The sequence below is a fragment of the Bacillus sp. FJAT-53060 genome (assembly GCF_037104745.1).
Classification (GTDB): domain Bacteria; phylum Bacillota; class Bacilli; order Bacillales; family Bacillaceae; genus Bacillus; species Bacillus stratosphericus_B.
The window spans coordinates 22,445-41,239 of sequence record NZ_JBAWSW010000005.1; the positions used below are offsets into that span (position 1 = coordinate 22,445).

Here is an 18,795-nt window from a genome sequence, read left to right on the forward strand (position 1 = left end):
ATTTCTCCCATCTATTTTCGTTTTAATCTCTGTTTACGGCGATTTTTCCCTTCAGCCATCGCTTGTTTGCGTAGTTTAGATGATTCGGCAACAGCTGGCTTTTCTTCCTTTACACCATGTATTCTCTTCAATTCGGCAGCCAATGACGCGATGGTTGGATGGCTATACATCATGACCACCGGAACCTCAATGCCGTATACCGATTTGATATGTCCACTCATCTGCAACAAATCAAGGGATGTCGCACCCATTTCAAAGAAATTCTCATTTACATCCGGCTCATGTTTAAAAAAGGAGCTGAGCACATCACTCAAAGATGATTCTAGACGATCATCTATTCCCTGTGATATTTCTTGAAGCGGCGTCTCCTCTTGTTGCACAGATGTTAAGCGATGTTTGATTCTCTCTCCCATATCTCGAACTGACACAAGAATTTGCGGATAATCTAGTCGCAGCACTTCTTGGAGCACTTTCATTCCTTGTTCTGGAGAAATTCCTGCCTGCTCCTCAAGTGCCAGCATGTCATTGACTTTCGCCGCCAATGCCGAATCATGTGCCATACCGACTTTCTCCCAGCGATCCCAGTTCAAAGAAATAACTGGCTTCCCTTCCTTCCTTTTCTCATGAGCAAAGCTATCCATAAAGGCATTAGAAGCCGCATAAGCAACCTGTCCAGCCGCTCCAAGAAAGGAAACGAGGGATGAACAAAGCAAAAAGAAATCGAGCGTTTCACCCTTGAGTGCTTCCCCCAACACATAGGTTCCGTTGATTTTTGCCTGACACATGCGAATCTCATCTTCTACTGTTCTTGCTTGGATGATCTTCCCGTCTGCCTCTCCTGCCGCATGAATGACGCCATGTAAACCACCAAATACCGTATGGGCTAGCTGAATCGCTTGCTGTACAGCATATTCATCCGACACATCACCTTGTACAACTTGTACACTAGCACCTAATTCTTCAAGAGCCAGCAGCTTTTTAACAGCCTCAGCTTCTTTCCCATCTTCATCACGCAGCTCGTGCCATTCAGATCGTTCACGTATATGTGATCGGGTCATGATCACAAGTTTCCCTTGATACGTTTCTGCTAAATGCTTAGCTAATGTGAAGCCAATGCCGCCCATACCACCAGTAATGAAATAAACGCCGCTAGATCTGAAAGGCTGCTTAGACGATTCCTCTCGGCTTAACGATGTGCTTGAAGCTTTTCGAATCCACCGGCTGCTGCCACGATATGCAACGATCGCTTCTTGATCGTGCATCGCTACCTCATATGAGAGAAATAGCGGCCAATTTGCCATCTTATCCTGACATAAATCAATGTGATGACACGCTATGTGCTGATATTCTTGCGGAATGGTCAGCGCAAGTCCTGTCATTGTTGCTTGAAGAGGCTGAATCTTCTCCGTCCCGATGACATCATGCGCTTGGCTCGTCACGAGATGAAGTCTCATGTGTGTGTTATGGTGTTTTCCGATCAGCCTGACGAGATCGAGTACAGATAAATAATTTGGCTTGTCTTCCGTCTCCGAAGTGAGCTCATCATGCATCCAGATGATGTCTTCAGGTATAAATCCAGATTGCTGTAATTCAGCCATGACCCACTCTATATGTGTCAGCATATGAACGTCTGCCTTCATCATCTGGTCATTTTCTTTTATTGTATGATCACTTTGACATACGCTGACGACCTGCGCATTTCGCTCTTTCAAATAGGCGCCGATATGACCATTTTTCTCAAAAACCAACACACGCTTCCCTTGATGATTCTGTTCTTTCAGTACTGGTGAAGATCGCTCCCACACTGGAATGTAGAACCAGTCTTGAAAGTCAGCTAAGTGATTCTTCTGTGCTGTTGGAGATAATGCACTCATCAGCTGATCAGCTTGGAACTGCGGTGAGGGGAACTTTTGATGCTCAAATGGATAGGTTGGTAGAGAGACTCGATATGGGGCCTCTCCTTTTCTGACAGCCCTCCAGTTCGGCTCCACTCCGTAACTCCATAACTTTCCTATTGCCTTTTGCATATATTCATCATCAGCTGCTTGCTCTTTTGGATGTCTTACCAATGAAACAGCAGCTGCTTTGTCCACATCATAGCGATCATGCCGTCTCACGAATTGAGTCAATGTATGACCTGGACCGAGTTCAATGAAGACCACTTCTCCAAATGCAAGTAACCTCTCTATCCCTTGACTAAATAAAACAGGCTGCCTAATATGAGATGCCCAGTAATCAGGTGATGCTGCTTGCTCATGGGTTAACCAGCTACCGGTCACATTGGAAATGATTGGTATATGACCTTGCTGGTAGGTCATTTCAGAGAGAACCTCCTTAAACTGCTTAGCTGCATCAGCCATCATACTCGTATGAAAGGCGTGAGAGGTTTTCAACTTTTGAACAGACGCTCCTCTTTTTTCAACCTGTTCAATATAAGCCTGCAAACGATCAGAAGGACCAGATACAACAGATAACTGTGAGCTATTTACCGCTGAAAGCTCGACACCATCTGGAAGTTTATGCTCAATCTCTTCGGCTGAAAGCGCCACACCAGCCATATCTCCTGGAGGCATCTTTTGCATCAAATTGCCTCTATTTAAAACGATCCGAATCGCATCTTCAAGCTGGATGATACCTGCCACACAGGCAGCCGTGATTTCTCCAATACTATGACCGATAAAATAATGCGGACGTATGCCTAGTCCCATGAGCTTCGATGCGAGGGCATACTCAAAACTAAACAAGATGATTTGTGTATAAGAAGTTTGTTGCATAAGATGTTCTGCCTGGGTGCCTTCCTCTTCGGTTGAAGGATATAGCACTCTCTCGATCTCAATGCCAGCCAATGATAAAACAATGGCAAAACATTTCTGAAGCGCTTGTTTAAATGCCGGGTCATTCTCATATAAATCCTTGCCCATATTGACATACTGAGCACCTTGACCAGAAAACATCCAGACAACTGCAGGTTGTTGAAAGGCCATTTGAGGCTGTCCTGATGACTGGAATGTGCGATCTGGGCTGGCAAGCAAGGCTTGGCGATAAGGAAAATGCTTTCGTCCTTCTTGCAGCGTAAATGCAGCATGTGACAGCGGCACATCCTTTTGTTCTTTTAAATAAGATGTGACTTGCTCAGCAGACTTTTGAACCGCCTGTTTCGATCTTGCCGAAACTACCAGAAGTTCGTGATCCTTTTCTGCTGACAGTTTTTCGGCTATGGGTGCCTCTTCCAGGATGAGATGTACATTCGTTCCGCCGACACCAAATGAACTGACCCCAGCACGCAATGGATGACCCACTTTCGTCCATGGTACGGGTTTTGTATTCACATAAAACGGACTTGATTCAAAATCAATTTTTGGATTCGGCTTCTTATAATGAAGGCTCGGCGGCAATGTTTGATGATAAAGACTCAGTGTCGTTTTAATAAAGCCAGCAATACCTGCCGCTGAATCAAGATGACCGATATTTGTTTTTACAGACCCAATGGCACAAAACTGTTTTTTATCGGTTTGAAAGGCTTTATTGAGTGACTCAATTTCAACCGGATCTCCGAGGGTCGTGCCGGTGCCATGTGCTTCGATATATGAAATGCTCTCGGCTTCTACACGACTGATGTTGAGCGCCTTTTTAATAATTTCACTTTGTCCTTCTATACTTGGGGCTGTATAACCGACCTTTCTCCCGCCATCATTGTTATACGCCGATCCTTTTATCACACCATAGATATGATCCTTATCCTTTAGCGCCTGCTTTAATGATTTGAGCACAACGACTCCACAGCCCTCGCCGCCAACTGTTCCTTTTGCCTGTTCATCAAAGGCTCGGCAGTGTCCATCAGGAGACATGATCATACCCTCTTGATACATGTATCCTTTTTTGTGAGGAGTAGTGATGGTGACACCGCCAGCAAGTGCCATTTTACATTCTCCTGTTAGCAGGGCGCGTGACGCCAAATGGACTGCCACCAACGAGGAAGAACAAGCCGTATCAACAGCTACACTCGGCCCCTTCAAATTCAACTTATAGGACACCTTTGTGTTCATAAAATCTTTATCTGTTAACTGAACAGCCGCAAATTGCTCAGATGAGTTATTCGTTCTCATTAGCATGGAAGCTGCTTGCCAATATAAATTTGCAGAAGCAGCGCCAAATAAACCGATCGGCTCCTGATAGGTTTCGGGGTTATAGCCAGCGTCTTCAAGGGATTCCCACGCCACCTCATGAAACATGCGGATTTGCGGGTCCATTACTTCTGCCTCACGCTGTGAATAACCAAAGAAATCCGCATCAAAGTGATCATGCTGATCTACAGCTCCTTTGGCACGTACATATTGCTCATGATCCAATGCTTCTTGCTCAACCCCTGCCTCAAGTAGCTCTTCCTTAGAAAAAAACGTAATGGACTCTCTTCCATTTGCAAGGTTGTCCCAAAAGCTATGAATATCCTTCGCTCCAGGAAAGCGGCAAGCCATACCAACCACTGCAACCTCTAATCCTGTTAACTTACTCATCTATCATCCCGCCTAACAGTTGTGCGGCACTTTCTAAGTCATCCGCTTCATTTTCACCGTCATCTTCTATTGGTTTATCTTGTCCTGCTGCTTTGTTTCTTAATTGGTCTGCTATTTGTAAAACGGTTGTATATTGGAACAGCTCCATCACGGTCAGCTCCTGCTGAAATTCCTCTTTCAATTTATTTGACAGCTCAACGATATTAAAAGAGTTCCCGCCCAAATCGAAAAATGGATCATCTAATCGAATCTGAGAAGCAGGGACTTGTAAAATAGAAGCGAAAATACGAACAAGCTTCTGCTCTGTTTCATTATGTGCCTGAATGGTCACTGTCTCTTGCTCGCTCGGCTGCTGATCTTCTGGATTCGGCAGTGCTTGAATATCTAATTTCCCTGATAGATTTAAAGGAAATTGATCGACCTGAATCAAATGACTTGGGACCATATAACCTGGTAATCTTTCACTTAAGGACTGGCGAAGTGCACGCTGATCTATGACTTGTTTTGCCATCAAATAAGCACAAATGTATTGGTCCTGCTCTGTCGTTTCCTTAGGGATCACAATGACATCTTGAATGAATCCCTGATAATGTGGATCATCTAGAATAGCTCTACGAACTTCTTCTAGCTCAATCCGATATCCTCTGATTTTCACTTGGTTGTCGATCCTTTTGGCAAATTCCAATAACCCATCAAAACGCCATCTTGCAAGGTCTCCCGTCGTGTATATCATCCCGCAGCCCAACTCTGGTTTTTTGATAAATTTCTCCTTGTTCAGATCAGGGTGATTGATGTACCCACGTGCTACACCATCACCTGCGATATACAGTTCACCAAATACGCCAATCGGAACTGGCTCCCCTTGCGCGTCACATATGAAGATACGCTCATTTGGCATTGGCTGCCCAATAGGAATGACTTGTTCATCCCAATCATGTGGAATCAAAAAAGATGATGACTGAACAGTACATTCAGTAGGGCCATATATATTAAACATGATGGGTCCTTCACTTGATAAATGCTGTAAAAATTGATCCCTCAGCTCTTTTGTGAATATTTCTCCGCCCACAAGCAGCATGTCCAGTGCAGGCAGGTCCTGTTTCGATTGCCCTGCTGCTTTGTTCATCAGCTTTAAATGAGAGGGTGTCACATCTGACAGCTGAATATGATTGTTTTGATAAAAATCCCATAACGCATGACCATCCATTCGGACTTCATCTTTTGCAATATGCAGCGTATGTCCGAGCAACAATGTTGGAAACAACGTTTGAACAGACGCATCAAAAATATGTGAAGCCAGCATTCCTACTTGCAAATCATCTGAGAGTAGATCAAAAAAGCGTGTTTTCATTCCGTAAACCAGATTAATGACCTGACGATGTTCAATGACAACCCCCTTCGGATGTCCTGTCGTGCCTGATGTATACAGCACATAAGCCATATCCGAAGGCAAAATGGATGAAATCAGCTTCTCTTTTGCTTCCGATTCATGAAGCATGTCTTGCATAACGTGAACCTCGACATCCAATCCATCATCTCCGGCTGAATCCGATACAATGGCCTTAGCACCACTGTTGTTGAGCATATACCGAATTCTTTCGATCGGCAGATTCACATCAATCGGTAAATAAGCATAGCCAGCCTTTAGTATGCCAAGAATAGCAATCACAAGTTCAGCAGATCGATACATTTTAAGACCAACTGGGGTCTCCCTTGTCATCTGACTTTGAGAAAGTCTAAGCGCTATGCGATCTGATAAACGGTCTACCTCTTCATATGTATAGGAGGTGGTGTCAAACACAACGGCCGTTCGGTCTGGATGTAACTGGACTTGCTGTTGAAATAAAGACACAATATCACGATCAACTGGATAAGGGAGCGACTCCCCTTGAAATGCATCAAATAATTGACTTTTTTCCTTTTCAGACAGAAATGAGTGTGTGCTCATGGCTTGTTCAGGTGCTTTGAGAAATTGCTCTAAGAGTATCATGAAATGATTGGAAAACTGCTCCATCATTTGATCTTCATAAACTGAAGCATCCCAGTGGACTTCGGCATGAAGGTGATCTTGTTCTTTCTTCCATACAATGAGTACATCCGCATTTAATTGCTCTCGATCAGCATGTCCATGCAATGTCTCAAACGCACAAGCCAGATTGACACGCTGATTGCTATCTCCTATTGAGTGCCAAATTTCATCCATTAAAATGTGAACAGGGTAGTTTTGATGACGCACTGCCTCCTGAAACGATTGTTTTACTGCGTCTAATCCTGCGCTAAAGCTCATATGAACATCAATCTCTGCCTTGAGTGGCAGCATATGATTAATGGCGCTTTGATTGCCGGACTGTTCCATTGTAGGAACAGTCACCATCAATTCAGTTTTTCCGCTATAACGTTGCAACAAGCCAAATGCGGCTGTGGTCAGCACAATAAACATTCGCAAATCAGAATCTCCACATAATTGCTTTAACGAATGGTTCACAGCCGTAGGGAAGGACGAATAAAGCGATCGATTAAGTGCAGCAGGCTTGGCTTGTAAAACCGTATTGGGAATGCGTCCATCCAACTGAGCATCTGATAAAATAGATGTCCAGTAGGCTCTTTCCTTCACCTTTTCCTTCGCCACTGCTTTTAGTTGAAAATCATCCTGTTCAATCACTCTTCCATTCACCTCTTTACTTATATTTTTAAGTCATCTAATTCGAAAAGAGATACGTCGTCTAGTTGCTTGAATGAAGAAGTCAGTTCGATATCCTCTAATCTCACTGCATCTACTGTGACAGCTCGCATGATGTCTTTCAGCAAGCCGGCAATGCGCTGAATGGTTTCCTCTGTGAAAAGTTCTGTATTATATTCAAGGGTTGAAGAAAGCCCGTCTCCCTGCTCATACGCAATCCACAATAAATCAAACCGCGACGTTCCTGTCTCATACTGATAATCACTAAAGGTTAAACCTCCTACCTTCAGTTCTGGCTGATTCATATTTTGCAAAGCGAACACAGCGTCAAACAATAGATTCCGGCTGACATTTCGGCTCAGCTGCAGGTCTTGGACCATTTGTTCATATTGAAAATCTTGATGTCCGAAATCATCAATCACATATGCCTTTACATCGCTAAGGAACTCACGGTACGTCATTTCTCCTTTAGGATATAAACGAAGTGGCAGCATATTGACAAAGATACCGATGACTTGCTGCAGCTCCTCTTGTTTTCTTCCTGATACTGGAACCCCAACCGTGATATCTGATTGCCCGCTTAATTTATGAAGTAAAATCTGATAAAGACTTAACAGCCCCATAAACAGAGTTGCATCTTCTTTTGAAATGACCTGTTTAAACGCGTTCAGCTCTGCTTCTTCTATACGGAACGTATAATGTCCGCCTCGGAATTGTCTCACCTCTGGCCGGTTGAAATCTGTTGGTAAATCTAGTGCAGGTGCACCTTCCAGCCGATTTTTCCAATAATCACTTGATTCTTTGAGTGCATCAGAAGCAAGCATGTCATTTTGCCATTCTGAAAAATCTTTATATTGAAGAGCTAAAGGTGCAAGCGTCCTTCCATCATATAACTGCATAAAATCGTTGACCAAAATATCTTGAGAAAGACCATCTGAGATAATGTGATGCATGTCCAGCATGAGCACAAACTCCTCTTCTGCGACCTTCATCACACCTACCCTCATCAATGGGGCCTCACTTAACGTAAAGGGAGTCAGAAATTGTTCAATCACTTGTTTTTGATCTTCCTCAGATGCTTGACTTGATCCTTTCGTGACATCAAACAGTGTGACAGAAAACGGCACCTCTTCTTCGATCTTTTGATAAGGGATGCCATTCTTTAGTACAAACGCTGTCCGCAAACTTTCGTGACGCTTGATTAGCTGTTGAAATGCCCATTCCAATCTGCTGATATCGAGCTTACCTTTAATCCGTCCCGCTTTAAATTCGTTGTATCCTGTACTGCTCAAATCCATTTGCTGCATAAGGTACAAACGTTTTTGGGCAGACGACAGAGGATAACGTTCCTTCACTTCGGCTTTTTCAATCACCTGATATGTCGCTGTATCTGCTTGATCGATATATTCTGCCATTAAACGAATCGTTGGCATTTGGAAAAATTGAGGCAGCGTCAGTTCTACACTAAATGCACGATGAATGATGCCAATAAAGGTGATCGCCTTTAGGGAATCTCCTCCCATTTCAAAGAAATGATCATCTATGCCAATTTCATCAATCTTAAAGAACGCTTGCCAATGTTGACTTAGTTCCTTCTCCAGCTCTGTTTCAGGTGCGACATAATTCGTCGACAGCGCTGGTCGGGAATACATCGTCCCATCTTGTACATGCTCACCGTCACTCTCTTCTTCGCGAGATAGACGATCTACATATCGGTGGATGCGATCGTGTAAATCTGTTGTCGAAATGACAATATGTTCAACTTGAAGAAGTGAAAGCAGTCGCTCAAAGATCGCTCTTCCTTCTTTTTCTGTAATCAACGTTTCGGTGACATCATCCCCGATTGGAAGATCCAACTGCTTGCCATCCTCAAATTCCCAGCCGTCAAAGCTAATCACAGACCACTGCGTTTGCGAACGTAGATTGCGTTCATATACGTACGCATCGATGAAATGATTCACAGCTGTATAGGCTGTAAAACCAAGTCCACCCAATATTGGTGACAAGGATGATAGCACAAAGCAGAAATCAAGTGGTCGATCACCGAGGGCAGCATTCAGATGAAGTACACCGTTCATCTTGGCCTCAAAATGCGGCTCTGAGAATGTGTCATCCGTTTGCTCCATCACCCGGAATGATTGGTCACCAGTTACACCTGCTGCATAGATTACACCGTCAATTTGTCCATAGGACGCATCCACTGCGCTTATTAATTGCTGGATATCCTCTCGGTGACGAACGTCTACTTTCTTTATCAGCACTTCTGCGCCAGTCTCTTCCAGTGCCATGACCTTTTGAATTTTCTTCTTTGTTGGATCATGTTCATCATGCGTCGCTAGCCACTCGGGCCACTCGCTTCTATCAGGCAGTCCAGACCTACTCGTTAGGACCAATTTTCCCTGCGTTTGCTCGGCCAAAGTCTGGGCGATGTTCAATCCTATAAAACCAAGTCCGCCAATTAAAATGTACACACCATCTTTTTTAGCCAAATGAACGTGTCCTGTTTCAGGAACTGAACCTTTCGCATACTTTTTCACATATCGTTTATTCCGTCGATAGACAGTGAGAAGCTGTCCATACGTTCGATCTAGTTCATCGCTGATTTGTTTCAACAAACTGTTTTCCTGAACACCATTTTCTACTGGACGATCCACATCAAGAATACGATAATGTAAGTTCGGTGTTTCTTGTGAAATCACCATGGCAGGTCCAAGATGGACAGCTTTCTCAGGATAAAGCACAGGCTCTCCGCCAATGGCATACGTCAGCGAAGAAAGAACTGTTATCAATACCTTTTGGTCAAAGACATATTTCTTCAATGCCTGTCCGATATAAAGTAAGGAGTAATAAGAATCTCGCTGCGTTTGCACGACCCACTCTTCCTCCGTTTGGGATGAAAGTCGATCTGAAAGTCCCCATAGATGGCAAACATTTGTCACGTTGATATGATCATCTACCAGATTCGAGATGAGCTTTTCATAATCAGATGGCACATGAGAACGAATGGTATAGCTTTTTTGATTATGCTTCGTAAACTGATCTCCTTTTTGAACCACAACGTACTCTTTCCGTTTCGTCAAAAGCTCAGCTGCTACCTTCTCTCCGAAAGCAGATGGCTCTGCAAATAAAAGCATGGCTCCAGCAGAGGAATCATCGGATGGCGAGCAAGGTAAAAGATCCGCTTCCCAATGAGGGGTATAGAACCATTCTTCCATTGGCCTCTTTTTTCCAAACCGCTTTGAATTGTCGTGCTTTACAAGATCTGATGGATCATACCAATAGGAGGTACGATCAAACGCATACGTTGGTAATGGTGTTTTCAATGCTTGACGGTTCATCTGGAATCGATTCCAATCAATCGACAGCCCGTGTGACCATAAACGACCAATCTGTGCGAGTAAAAACTCACTATCCGTCACATCTTGTTTTGCATGCCTTAGCACATGGCATACCTGCTGATTCAGGCCGTTGAGAGATCGGTTGACCATGACACTTAAATCCTGTCCAGGTCCAATCTCAATTAATTGAATATTCTCCTCTTGTAAGATATTCCTGATGCCTTCAGCAAAGCGAACCGTATCGGTCATATGCCGTTTCCAATAAGACACATCTCCAGCGCTCTTGTCTGTCATCCAATCTCCTGATAAATTCGAAATGAATGGAATTCGGAGCTTATTGGCTTTGATATGTTGCAATTTTTCTCCGAATTGCTCCGCTGCTTCCTCCATGACATGTGAGTGGGCCGCAATTGTGCCGCCTAATCGCATACACATCAATCTTTTGTTCTTCAACTCATTTTCAAATTCATTGATCGCCTCTTCAAGCCCTGACACGATACATGAAGAATCATTGACGACCGCAAGAGAAACATCCTTTGGAAGCATCGGTTTTAATTCTTCTTCAGGTAAAGGAACACTCATCATGACGCCAGATGGAGACGCCTGCATGGCATTAGCCCGGTAAGCAACCATAGACATCGCATCCTTTAAGCTGAATACTCCAGATATAGCTGCTGCTGTTAATTCGCCAAAGCTATAGCCGATCATCACATCAGGGCGAATGCCCCAATCAATGAAGAGCATTGAGAGTGCATATTCAATAGCAAAAATGGCTGGCTGTGCATATTGAGTGCTTGCCAATTTTTCGTGCGCCTTATCTGTTTCAACGGCTAATGGATACAGAATACGGGCAAGGCTTGTCCCTGTTGCTTCTTCATATGCTTGAAAACAGGCATCCATTTGCTCCTTGAAATAAGGCTCTTCTCGATACAAATCTAATCCCATATTGAGATATTGATTGCCTTGCCCTGAAAACATAAAAACAATCTTTTGTTTTTCAACATGCGAATGCATGAGCTTGCCAATGCCCTTTCCTTGCTTTTCTTTTAACACACGCAAGGCATCTTCTCTGCTTCCCGCAACAAATGCCTGACGGAAACCAAAAAATTGTCTGCCTGTTTGCAGGGTATACGCTACGTCCGCCAAATTGATAGAAGGCGTGTTTTCGATTTGGGTCATGAGTTTTTCTTTTATTCTTTCAATGCTCGTTTTGCTCTTCGCTGATAGGACAAGCAGCTCGGCAGAACGCGGCATTTGCTTACGATCTCTTTGCGGTGCTTCTTCTAATATGACATGCGCATTTGTTCCACCCATTCCAAATGAGCTCACTCCAGCTCGGCGCAAATGTGAAGACGGCTGCTTCCAGTCGGTCAGTTCGGTGTTCACAACGAATGGGCTATGCTCAAATGCAATGTTTTCATTGGCTTTTTTGAAGTGAAGACTTGGCACAAATGTTTGATGCTGAAGCGAAAGCACTGCTTTGATCAAGCCAGCCGCTCCTGCCGCTGCATCCAAATGTCCAATATTTGTTTTCACAGACCCAATGCGGCAAAATTGTTTTTTCTCTGTTTGGAAGGCTTTTGTCAGCGCCTCTATTTCAATTGGATCACCAAGAGACGTTCCTGTTCCGTGTGTTTCTACATATTCAATCGTTTCCGGTGAAACATCTGCCTGACGTAAAGCATCCTGAATGACACGTGTCTGCCCTTCAACGCTTGGTGCATTGAAGCCAACCTTTTGATCGCCATCGTTGTTGATGGCAGAGCCCTTAATGACTGCATAAATATGGTCACCATCCTCTATGGCTTCACTGAGTGCTTTTAAAGCAACAAGACCAACGCCATCTCCGCCAACTGTTCCATCTGCTTGATCGTCAAAAGCGCGGCAATGACCATCGCTTGATTTCACCATGTTCTGCTGATAAATGTAGCCTGATTTTACTGGGTGTAAAATCGACACACCACCCGCAAGCGCTACATCTGAATCACCATTTGCAATGGATTGACAGGCCAAATGTAGAGCAACCAAAGAGGTCGAACAAGCAGTTTGAAGCGTTAATGCCGGCCCTTTCAAATTCAATTTATGGGCAATTCTTGTACTAACGGTATACGTATCATTAAGTGAACCCACTTCAAATAGTTCTGACATACTGCTATCAAGGGACGATGCAAATTGTTGAATCCATTGAAAGTTCGATGTGGATCCAGTAAATAAACCGACCTTACCTGTATAATCTTCCTGTACATATCCCGCATCTTCCAGGGCCTTATAAGCGTACTCATGTAACAGGCGAATTTGAGGATCCATCATTTCTGCTTGACCTGGTGAATAACCGAAGAAGGATGCATCAAACAAATCAAATCCATCGATCACACCTTTTGCTCTCACATAATCTGGACGTTCAAAGGTTTGACGGTCAATGCCAGCTTCAAGCAGTTCTTCATCGGAAAAGAACGAAATCGATTCTTCTCCTTTCTTCAGATTTCGCCAAAATGCCTCAACATTTTTCGCACCAGGGAATTTTCCAGCTATTCCAATAATCGCAATTGGCTCGTTTTCTTTTCTTCTCTTTTGGTTCGCGGATTGTGTGTCGACTGTTACCGGCTCTGATGCTCCGCTTAAATATGATGCAAGCTCTCTGATTGTCGGACGGCGGAACATTTCTACCATTGGAATGCTTTGATTTAATCGCTTAGCAAGCTGTTGGTTGACATGAATCAGATTGAGAGAATGCCCGCCGATGTCAAAGAATTTGTCATGAACACTTATCTCATCTAAACCAAGGACTTTTTTCCAAATGTCATGAATGACCTTCTCTGTGTCAGAAAGGTTGTCTGATCCCATCAGCTTTTTCGTTTGCTGCGGCTGTTTTAATGCAGGCAGTGCCCGTTTATCTAGCTTGCCATTAGCAGTCAGCGGCATATCATCCAATTGAACAAAGTGAGATGGGATCATATAATCTGGCAGCTGATCAGCCAATGCTTGTTTCATTGCGGATTCATCTAGTATGGCTGTCGTGATAAGGTAAGCTGCCAAACAGGGTGAACCAGAAGCATCTGGTTTTACAACGACAGCCGCTGCTTTGACCCCTGGCTGTTCATTTAGCCAGAATTCAATTTCACCTGTTTCGATACGATAGCCTCTCAATTTCACTTGATCATCATTTCGTCCTAAAAACTGAATGAGGCCATTAGGCAGAATACGCGCTACATCACCAGTTTTATAAATTTTTTCACCTGGCTGGAAAGGATGGTCTACAAACCGCTCTTCGGTAAGTTCTGGGCGATTCAAATAGCCTTTTGCGACACCCTTCCCACCAATATATAATTCTCCGATGGTCCCTTCCGGCATGAGATTCATATGTTTGTCAAAAAGAAGGATATCCGTATGCTGTGCGGGCTTTCCGATCGGTACATACACGTCTTGATCACGGTCTTGATCATATCGATGAATCATGCAGCCAACAACTGTTTCAGTAGGGCCATATTCATTCACAATATCAATTGACTGCGGGAATGATTGCTGAATGGATTTTGCTAAAGATGTTTCCAACTGTTCTCCGCCTAAGATGAAGCATTTCATTTGGCTGTCTGGAAAAGACAGATGCTTAATAAACTGCAAATGAGACGGCGTGAGCTTCATTACATGTGCACGATTATCCTTTATAATTTCTTCGACAAGCAGCTGCCGGTTTTCATGGTGATAAATCATGATGGTATTTCCTGAAATCAGTGGTGTAAAAATAGAAGTAACCGTCAGGTCAAATGACAGTGAAGTATACAAAGCAAAATGCCTTGTTTCTCCTCGAACATAGACTTGTTTTGCCCAGTCAATATAGTTGGCTAGGCCAAGATGGTGAATGAGTACACCTTTAGGTCTTCCTGTCGTTCCTGATGTATAAATGCAGTAGGCTGTTTGGTCTGAGGTGATGGCTGTTGTAAGGTTATCTGATGATCCAGTGTATAAATCCGGCTGTGTGATATCAATTTTTTCTCCGTTATAATCGTAAGTAAGCCCGTTAATCGGATGAGTCAGGAGCCATTCAACCCCGCTGTCTTCTAATAAATACTCTATACGTTCCTGCGGGTATTCAGGATCAATTGGCACGTAAGCACCGCCAGCTTTTAAAATCGCCAAGCATGCCACAACCATTTCAATGGAATGCTCTGCTAAAATACCGACACGCTGCTCCTGTTTAACCCCTTTCTTTTGTAAATAATGTGCGAGCTGATTCACTCTCTTGTTGAGTTGTTCATATGTCACGGTCGTATCGCCAAACTCAACTGCCGTTGCAGCTGGCGTTCGTTCCACTTGCTCTTCAAATAGATCAATCACCGTCGGTTCATTACAAGAAGATGCTCCGTCATATTGACGAAAGACCGCTAGCTGCTTTTCTTTCTCTTCTTCTGATAGTAGCTGTAATTGATCCGCAGATTTGTGCGGATGTTCACAGGCATCAGACAAGAGATGCAGAAAATGCTGACACCATTTTTCGATTTGTTCAGCTGAAAAACTGACTGGGTTATACACCAATGAGAAATGTAGTTGATCATCAAACGCCTGAACACTAAGCGTCAGATCGAATTCCGTCTGCTCTGTCATCTCAAACCCACGAATACGAACAGGATGATCGTTCTTCGTTAGCATTTGATCAAGTGGATAGTTTTCAATTACGACGATTGAATCAAATAACGATTGCTCTGCCGTCATACCTGCATACTTCTTTAAATCAGATAGTGGCGTATGTTCATATTCATTCCTAATGGCTACGTCACGATTGACTTGCTGCATATATTCGAGAATAGTCTGCTCCTGTTCGAATGAGACCCGCAGCGGTAATGTGTTAATGAACAGGCCTGTCATCCTTTCTATATGAGGCACATCCGCATTTCTTCCTGATACTGTTGTTCCAAACACAATATCATCTTGGTTGGCATATCTGGATAGCAAAACACCCCACAGCGTATACATCACAGATGCCAATGTCACGTCATGTTTATTCGTGAAATCGTTCAAACTCTCAGCAATGGAGGCTTCCACCTGATGCTCATATTTTGAGAAAGCCCCTGTGGCTTCATACGCGCTACCTGACTTTGGAAGCAGTTCTGAATAACTCCAGCCATCCAAGACATTTTTCCAATAGGAGGCTTGTGCTTCTGTCTGTTGAAGGTTTTTCTGCTGCCATTTGACAAATGATTGATAGGACGGTCTTTGTTCAAGAAGGGGGGTGTCCCCATTAGACAACCGCTCATATGCACTCATCCAATCACTTAATACAATCCCAAGGCTCCATCCGTCCAATAAAATGTGGTGGAAGCTAATCAGAATCCAACTGACTTCATCATTGACCTCACATAAAGTCAAGCGAAATGGGACTTGCTGTAGATCAAAACGTTCTTCTCGGTCCTGTGTCACCACCTCTTCTTTCAACAGATGAAGAGGCTGCCCAGATTGAGTCAAATCACGATATCGAATATCAGGCTGATGCTGCTTCAGCACAATTTGTACAGGCCTTGCGAGCTCCTGCCACCTAAACAATGTTCTGAGCATGTCATGCAGATTGGTGACATTCGTCCAAGATTGTTCAAAAGTTTCTCGATCAAGCTGTCCATCTATTTGGATCAGCAGTTGTTCAAAATAAGCCGTTCCGTGCGGTTCCATTAAATGATGGAACAGCATTCCTTCTTGGATCGTAGTGATACCTAACATATTTTCAATGTTCTTTTTATCCAGCTTCTGCGGCTGTAAAGCCATGGGATCATCTCCTTTCTCTTAAGAATGCTTCACGAAATAATGGCGTAAACCGTAGTTAGCAATGACTTGCTGCTGAATTTGAGAAGTACCTTCAATAATTTCGAGCACCTTTGCTTCTCGATAAAGTCTTGAAGCTGAATTCTCACGGCTAAATCCGCTTCCACCATGAATTTGGACATTTGTATTTGTAATGTCAACGGCAATTTTGGATGTGAAATACTTTGCGATTGATGTCTCTGTGATGGCATCAGGGTGCTTCGCCTGTCTCATTTCTCCAGCCTTTAGGCATAATGCTCTGGCTGCATGGAGCTGGGTAACTGCATCTCCAATCATGCCTTTGATCATTTGATGCTTGTACAGCTTTTCATTAAATTGCGTTCTTTTACGTGAATACGTTACGAGAGAATCAACGGCTTCTTGTGCAATGGCGAGCCCTGCCCAAGCGACACTGTACCTTCCATGATCTAAAGCAAGTGAGACCACATGGTTAAATCCTCCCCCAACTGGTCCTAAGACACAATCTTCATGCACTTGTACATCATCAAGGGTGATTTCTGCTAAATAAGACGCCCGGTTTGCCATCATTCCTGTAATTCTCTCAATCTCAACGCCCGGCTGACCTCGATCGACAAGGAATGCGGTAACTTGTTCGCCGTCTCTTGCTATCACAATAAAGAAGTCCGCAATCGCTCCAAAGGAGATCCACTTTTTCTTCCCGTTCAACACATAAGTCTGTCCATTCTTTTGGTAGCTTGTTTCGACATGATTGGCATCTGAACCAATATTTGGCTCTGACAATGCAAAGGCACCGATTTTTTCCCCTTTGGCTAATTCAACGAGCCAGCCTTGTTTCTGATCTTTTGTGCCATAACGAAGGATGGCTTCTCCTACGAGGGAATTCACTGTCAATAAGGTCCGTACATTACAGCAAGCTTTCCCCACTTGCTCTGTGAACTGCCCATATGCAATCGGATCAAGCCCCAGTCCTTGATAGGAAGATGGGATGCCTGCTGCCAAATAGCCTCTTTTCGCCATGTCCCGAATCAGCGACTCTGGCAGATGTTCTGTCTCATCGAATTCATTGGCAAACGGGCGAATATGTTGATCGCAATACTGACGTATTTCCTCAATGCCATCGATTGTTTGTTCAGCTGTTTTCATGAAGAGCCGCCCCCTGTTGTTTTTTCTCAATTAAGGAGACAATGCGATTGACCGTACTAAAATTGGCAATGTCGAGATCTTCGTTATCTAACTGGAAGTGAAAATCATGTTCAATGTAGTTCACTAGTTTCATCGCAAATAGAGAATTGACAAAGCCTTGCTCAAAAATGTGATCATCATTTCCCAATTCTATTTCCTCATCAAATACCACTAGGTTTTGCTCGATATATGCTCTTACTTGTTCGTGTAGGTTCATGATTCAATCTCCTCGCTTTTCGCTTTTTTATTGTTTGGCTGGGTCTTTCTGGTCAATTTCAATTTTGACATCTACGTATTCTGGGAAAGGCTGAATCAAACTTAAATCGTTTTCAAACAAAATATAGCCGTTCTCTCCATTCTCAATTTCTTTGAAATTTGCAAACTTATAAGTGATATACATCATGCGGTTACGGTCTGTTTGTTTAAAGTCAGCCAAAAGACGCTTTCCTCGCTTTTTCGCTTCTTGCAAGATCGTTGTGAGTAAAATAGTCCCGACACCTCTAGACATGACACGGCAAGACATGAGCAGTAGTTTGACATGCCAGGTGTCACCTATTTCTTCTATTAAAGAGAGTCCGATTTTCCCGTAGGAGCCGAATTTATCTTCAAGTTCACAGACCAGAAGCAAGTGAGCATCTGATTGACGAAAGTAATCAAGCTCTGCATAATCATAGGTTTTCCCGCTTGCATTTAATTGATTGGTACGGACTGTTAATTCTTCGGCTCGCTGAAGGTCTTGTTCTCCTGCTTCAGATATAATGAATTTCATATCTAAAGACGCCAAAAATTTCTCAGGCGGCCCTTCATACTTCTCTTCTTCCTGCTGCCTTTTATCGGCTTCCATATACATTTCTCTGCGGCGTTTAGCATCCTCTGTGATAAAGACTGGACGCAGCCGGTCGTCTGTCAGCAATGTCATATAATCCACCGCATCCCAGCACGTAATCTCTGGATGAACAGCCTTCACTTCTTCTCGTTCAAATGGCTGATCATCAATAAAAAGGATGGTGTCTTTATGAATATTCAAGCGCTCGCTGATTCTCTCTAACGAACTAGATTTGGCATTCCAATGAATCTCTGGATAGAGGAAAAAATGATCGATCCCGAAGGCAGAGAGCTTTTCCTTTACGGCTGCTTCATCATTTCGGCTTGCGATCGAAAGAAGGATGCCTCGCTCATCTAATTCAGTCAGCACCTCTTTGATAGAAGGCTTTAACGTCACTTCATCTGATTCAAGTAAAATTCCGTCCCATAATGTATGATCTAAATCCCAGACAACACACTTGATTTGCTTAGCCATTCTTTTTTC

At 43.5% G+C, this 18,795-nt stretch carries 6 protein-coding genes; all 6 read right to left on the reverse strand.

What is annotated here, in order from left to right:
* Window positions 1-11: 11 nt before the first annotated feature.
* Genes WAX46_RS03530 through WAX46_RS03555 form a run of 6 tightly spaced genes read right to left on the reverse strand, consistent with a single transcriptional unit; the run spans window position 12 to window position 18,786 of the window.
* Window positions 12-4,514: a type I polyketide synthase gene (locus tag WAX46_RS03530; RefSeq protein WP_226567474.1), complete on the reverse strand. Its 4,503-nt coding sequence runs from the start codon at window positions 4,512-4,514 to the stop codon at window positions 12-14.
* On the reverse strand, window positions 4,507-7,176 hold the full coding sequence (locus WAX46_RS03535; RefSeq protein WP_336493364.1) for a non-ribosomal peptide synthetase: 2,670 nt from the start codon (window positions 7,174-7,176) through the stop codon (window positions 4,507-4,509). The genes WAX46_RS03530 and WAX46_RS03535 overlap by 8 nt, the downstream gene beginning before the upstream one ends.
* Before the next feature lie 20 nt (window positions 7,177-7,196).
* Window positions 7,197-16,286, reverse strand: coding sequence for a non-ribosomal peptide synthetase/type I polyketide synthase (locus tag WAX46_RS03540; protein WP_336493365.1), 9,090 nt, complete (start codon window positions 16,284-16,286; stop codon window positions 7,197-7,199).
* A gap of 18 nt (window positions 16,287-16,304) precedes the next feature.
* Window positions 16,305-17,447: an acyl-CoA dehydrogenase family protein gene (locus WAX46_RS03545; protein WP_226567477.1), complete on the reverse strand. Its 1,143-nt coding sequence runs from the start codon at window positions 17,445-17,447 to the stop codon at window positions 16,305-16,307.
* Complete coding sequence (locus WAX46_RS03550) at window positions 17,434-17,703, reverse strand: acyl carrier protein (RefSeq protein WP_034320179.1); 270 nt, start codon at window positions 17,701-17,703, stop codon at window positions 17,434-17,436. Before WAX46_RS03550 ends, WAX46_RS03545 begins: the two co-directional genes overlap by 14 nt.
* Before the next feature lie 27 nt (window positions 17,704-17,730).
* A complete protein-coding gene (locus WAX46_RS03555; RefSeq protein WP_226567478.1) occupies window positions 17,731-18,786 on the reverse strand; it encodes an HAD-IIIC family phosphatase in 1,056 nt (351 codons plus the stop codon).
* Window positions 18,787-18,795: the final 9 nt, after the last annotated feature.

What these genes read in the sequence shown, in the direction of transcription:
- WAX46_RS03530 (WP_226567474.1), bottom strand. Translation starts at nt 4,514, where the DNA reads ATGAGTAAGTTAACAGGATTAGAGGTTGCAGTGGTTGGTATGGCTTGC.
- WAX46_RS03540 (WP_336493365.1), bottom strand. Translation starts at nt 16,286, where the DNA reads ATGGCTTTACAGCCGCAGAAGCTGGATAAAAAGAACATTGAAAATATG.
- WAX46_RS03545 (WP_226567477.1), bottom strand. Translation starts at nt 17,447, where the DNA reads ATGAAAACAGCTGAACAAACAATCGATGGCATTGAGGAAATACGTCAG.
- WAX46_RS03550 (WP_034320179.1), bottom strand. Translation starts at nt 17,703, where the DNA reads ATGAACCTACACGAACAAGTAAGAGCATATATCGAGCAAAACCTAGTG.
- WAX46_RS03555 (WP_226567478.1), bottom strand. Translation starts at nt 18,786, where the DNA reads ATGGCTAAGCAAATCAAGTGTGTTGTCTGGGATTTAGATCATACATTA.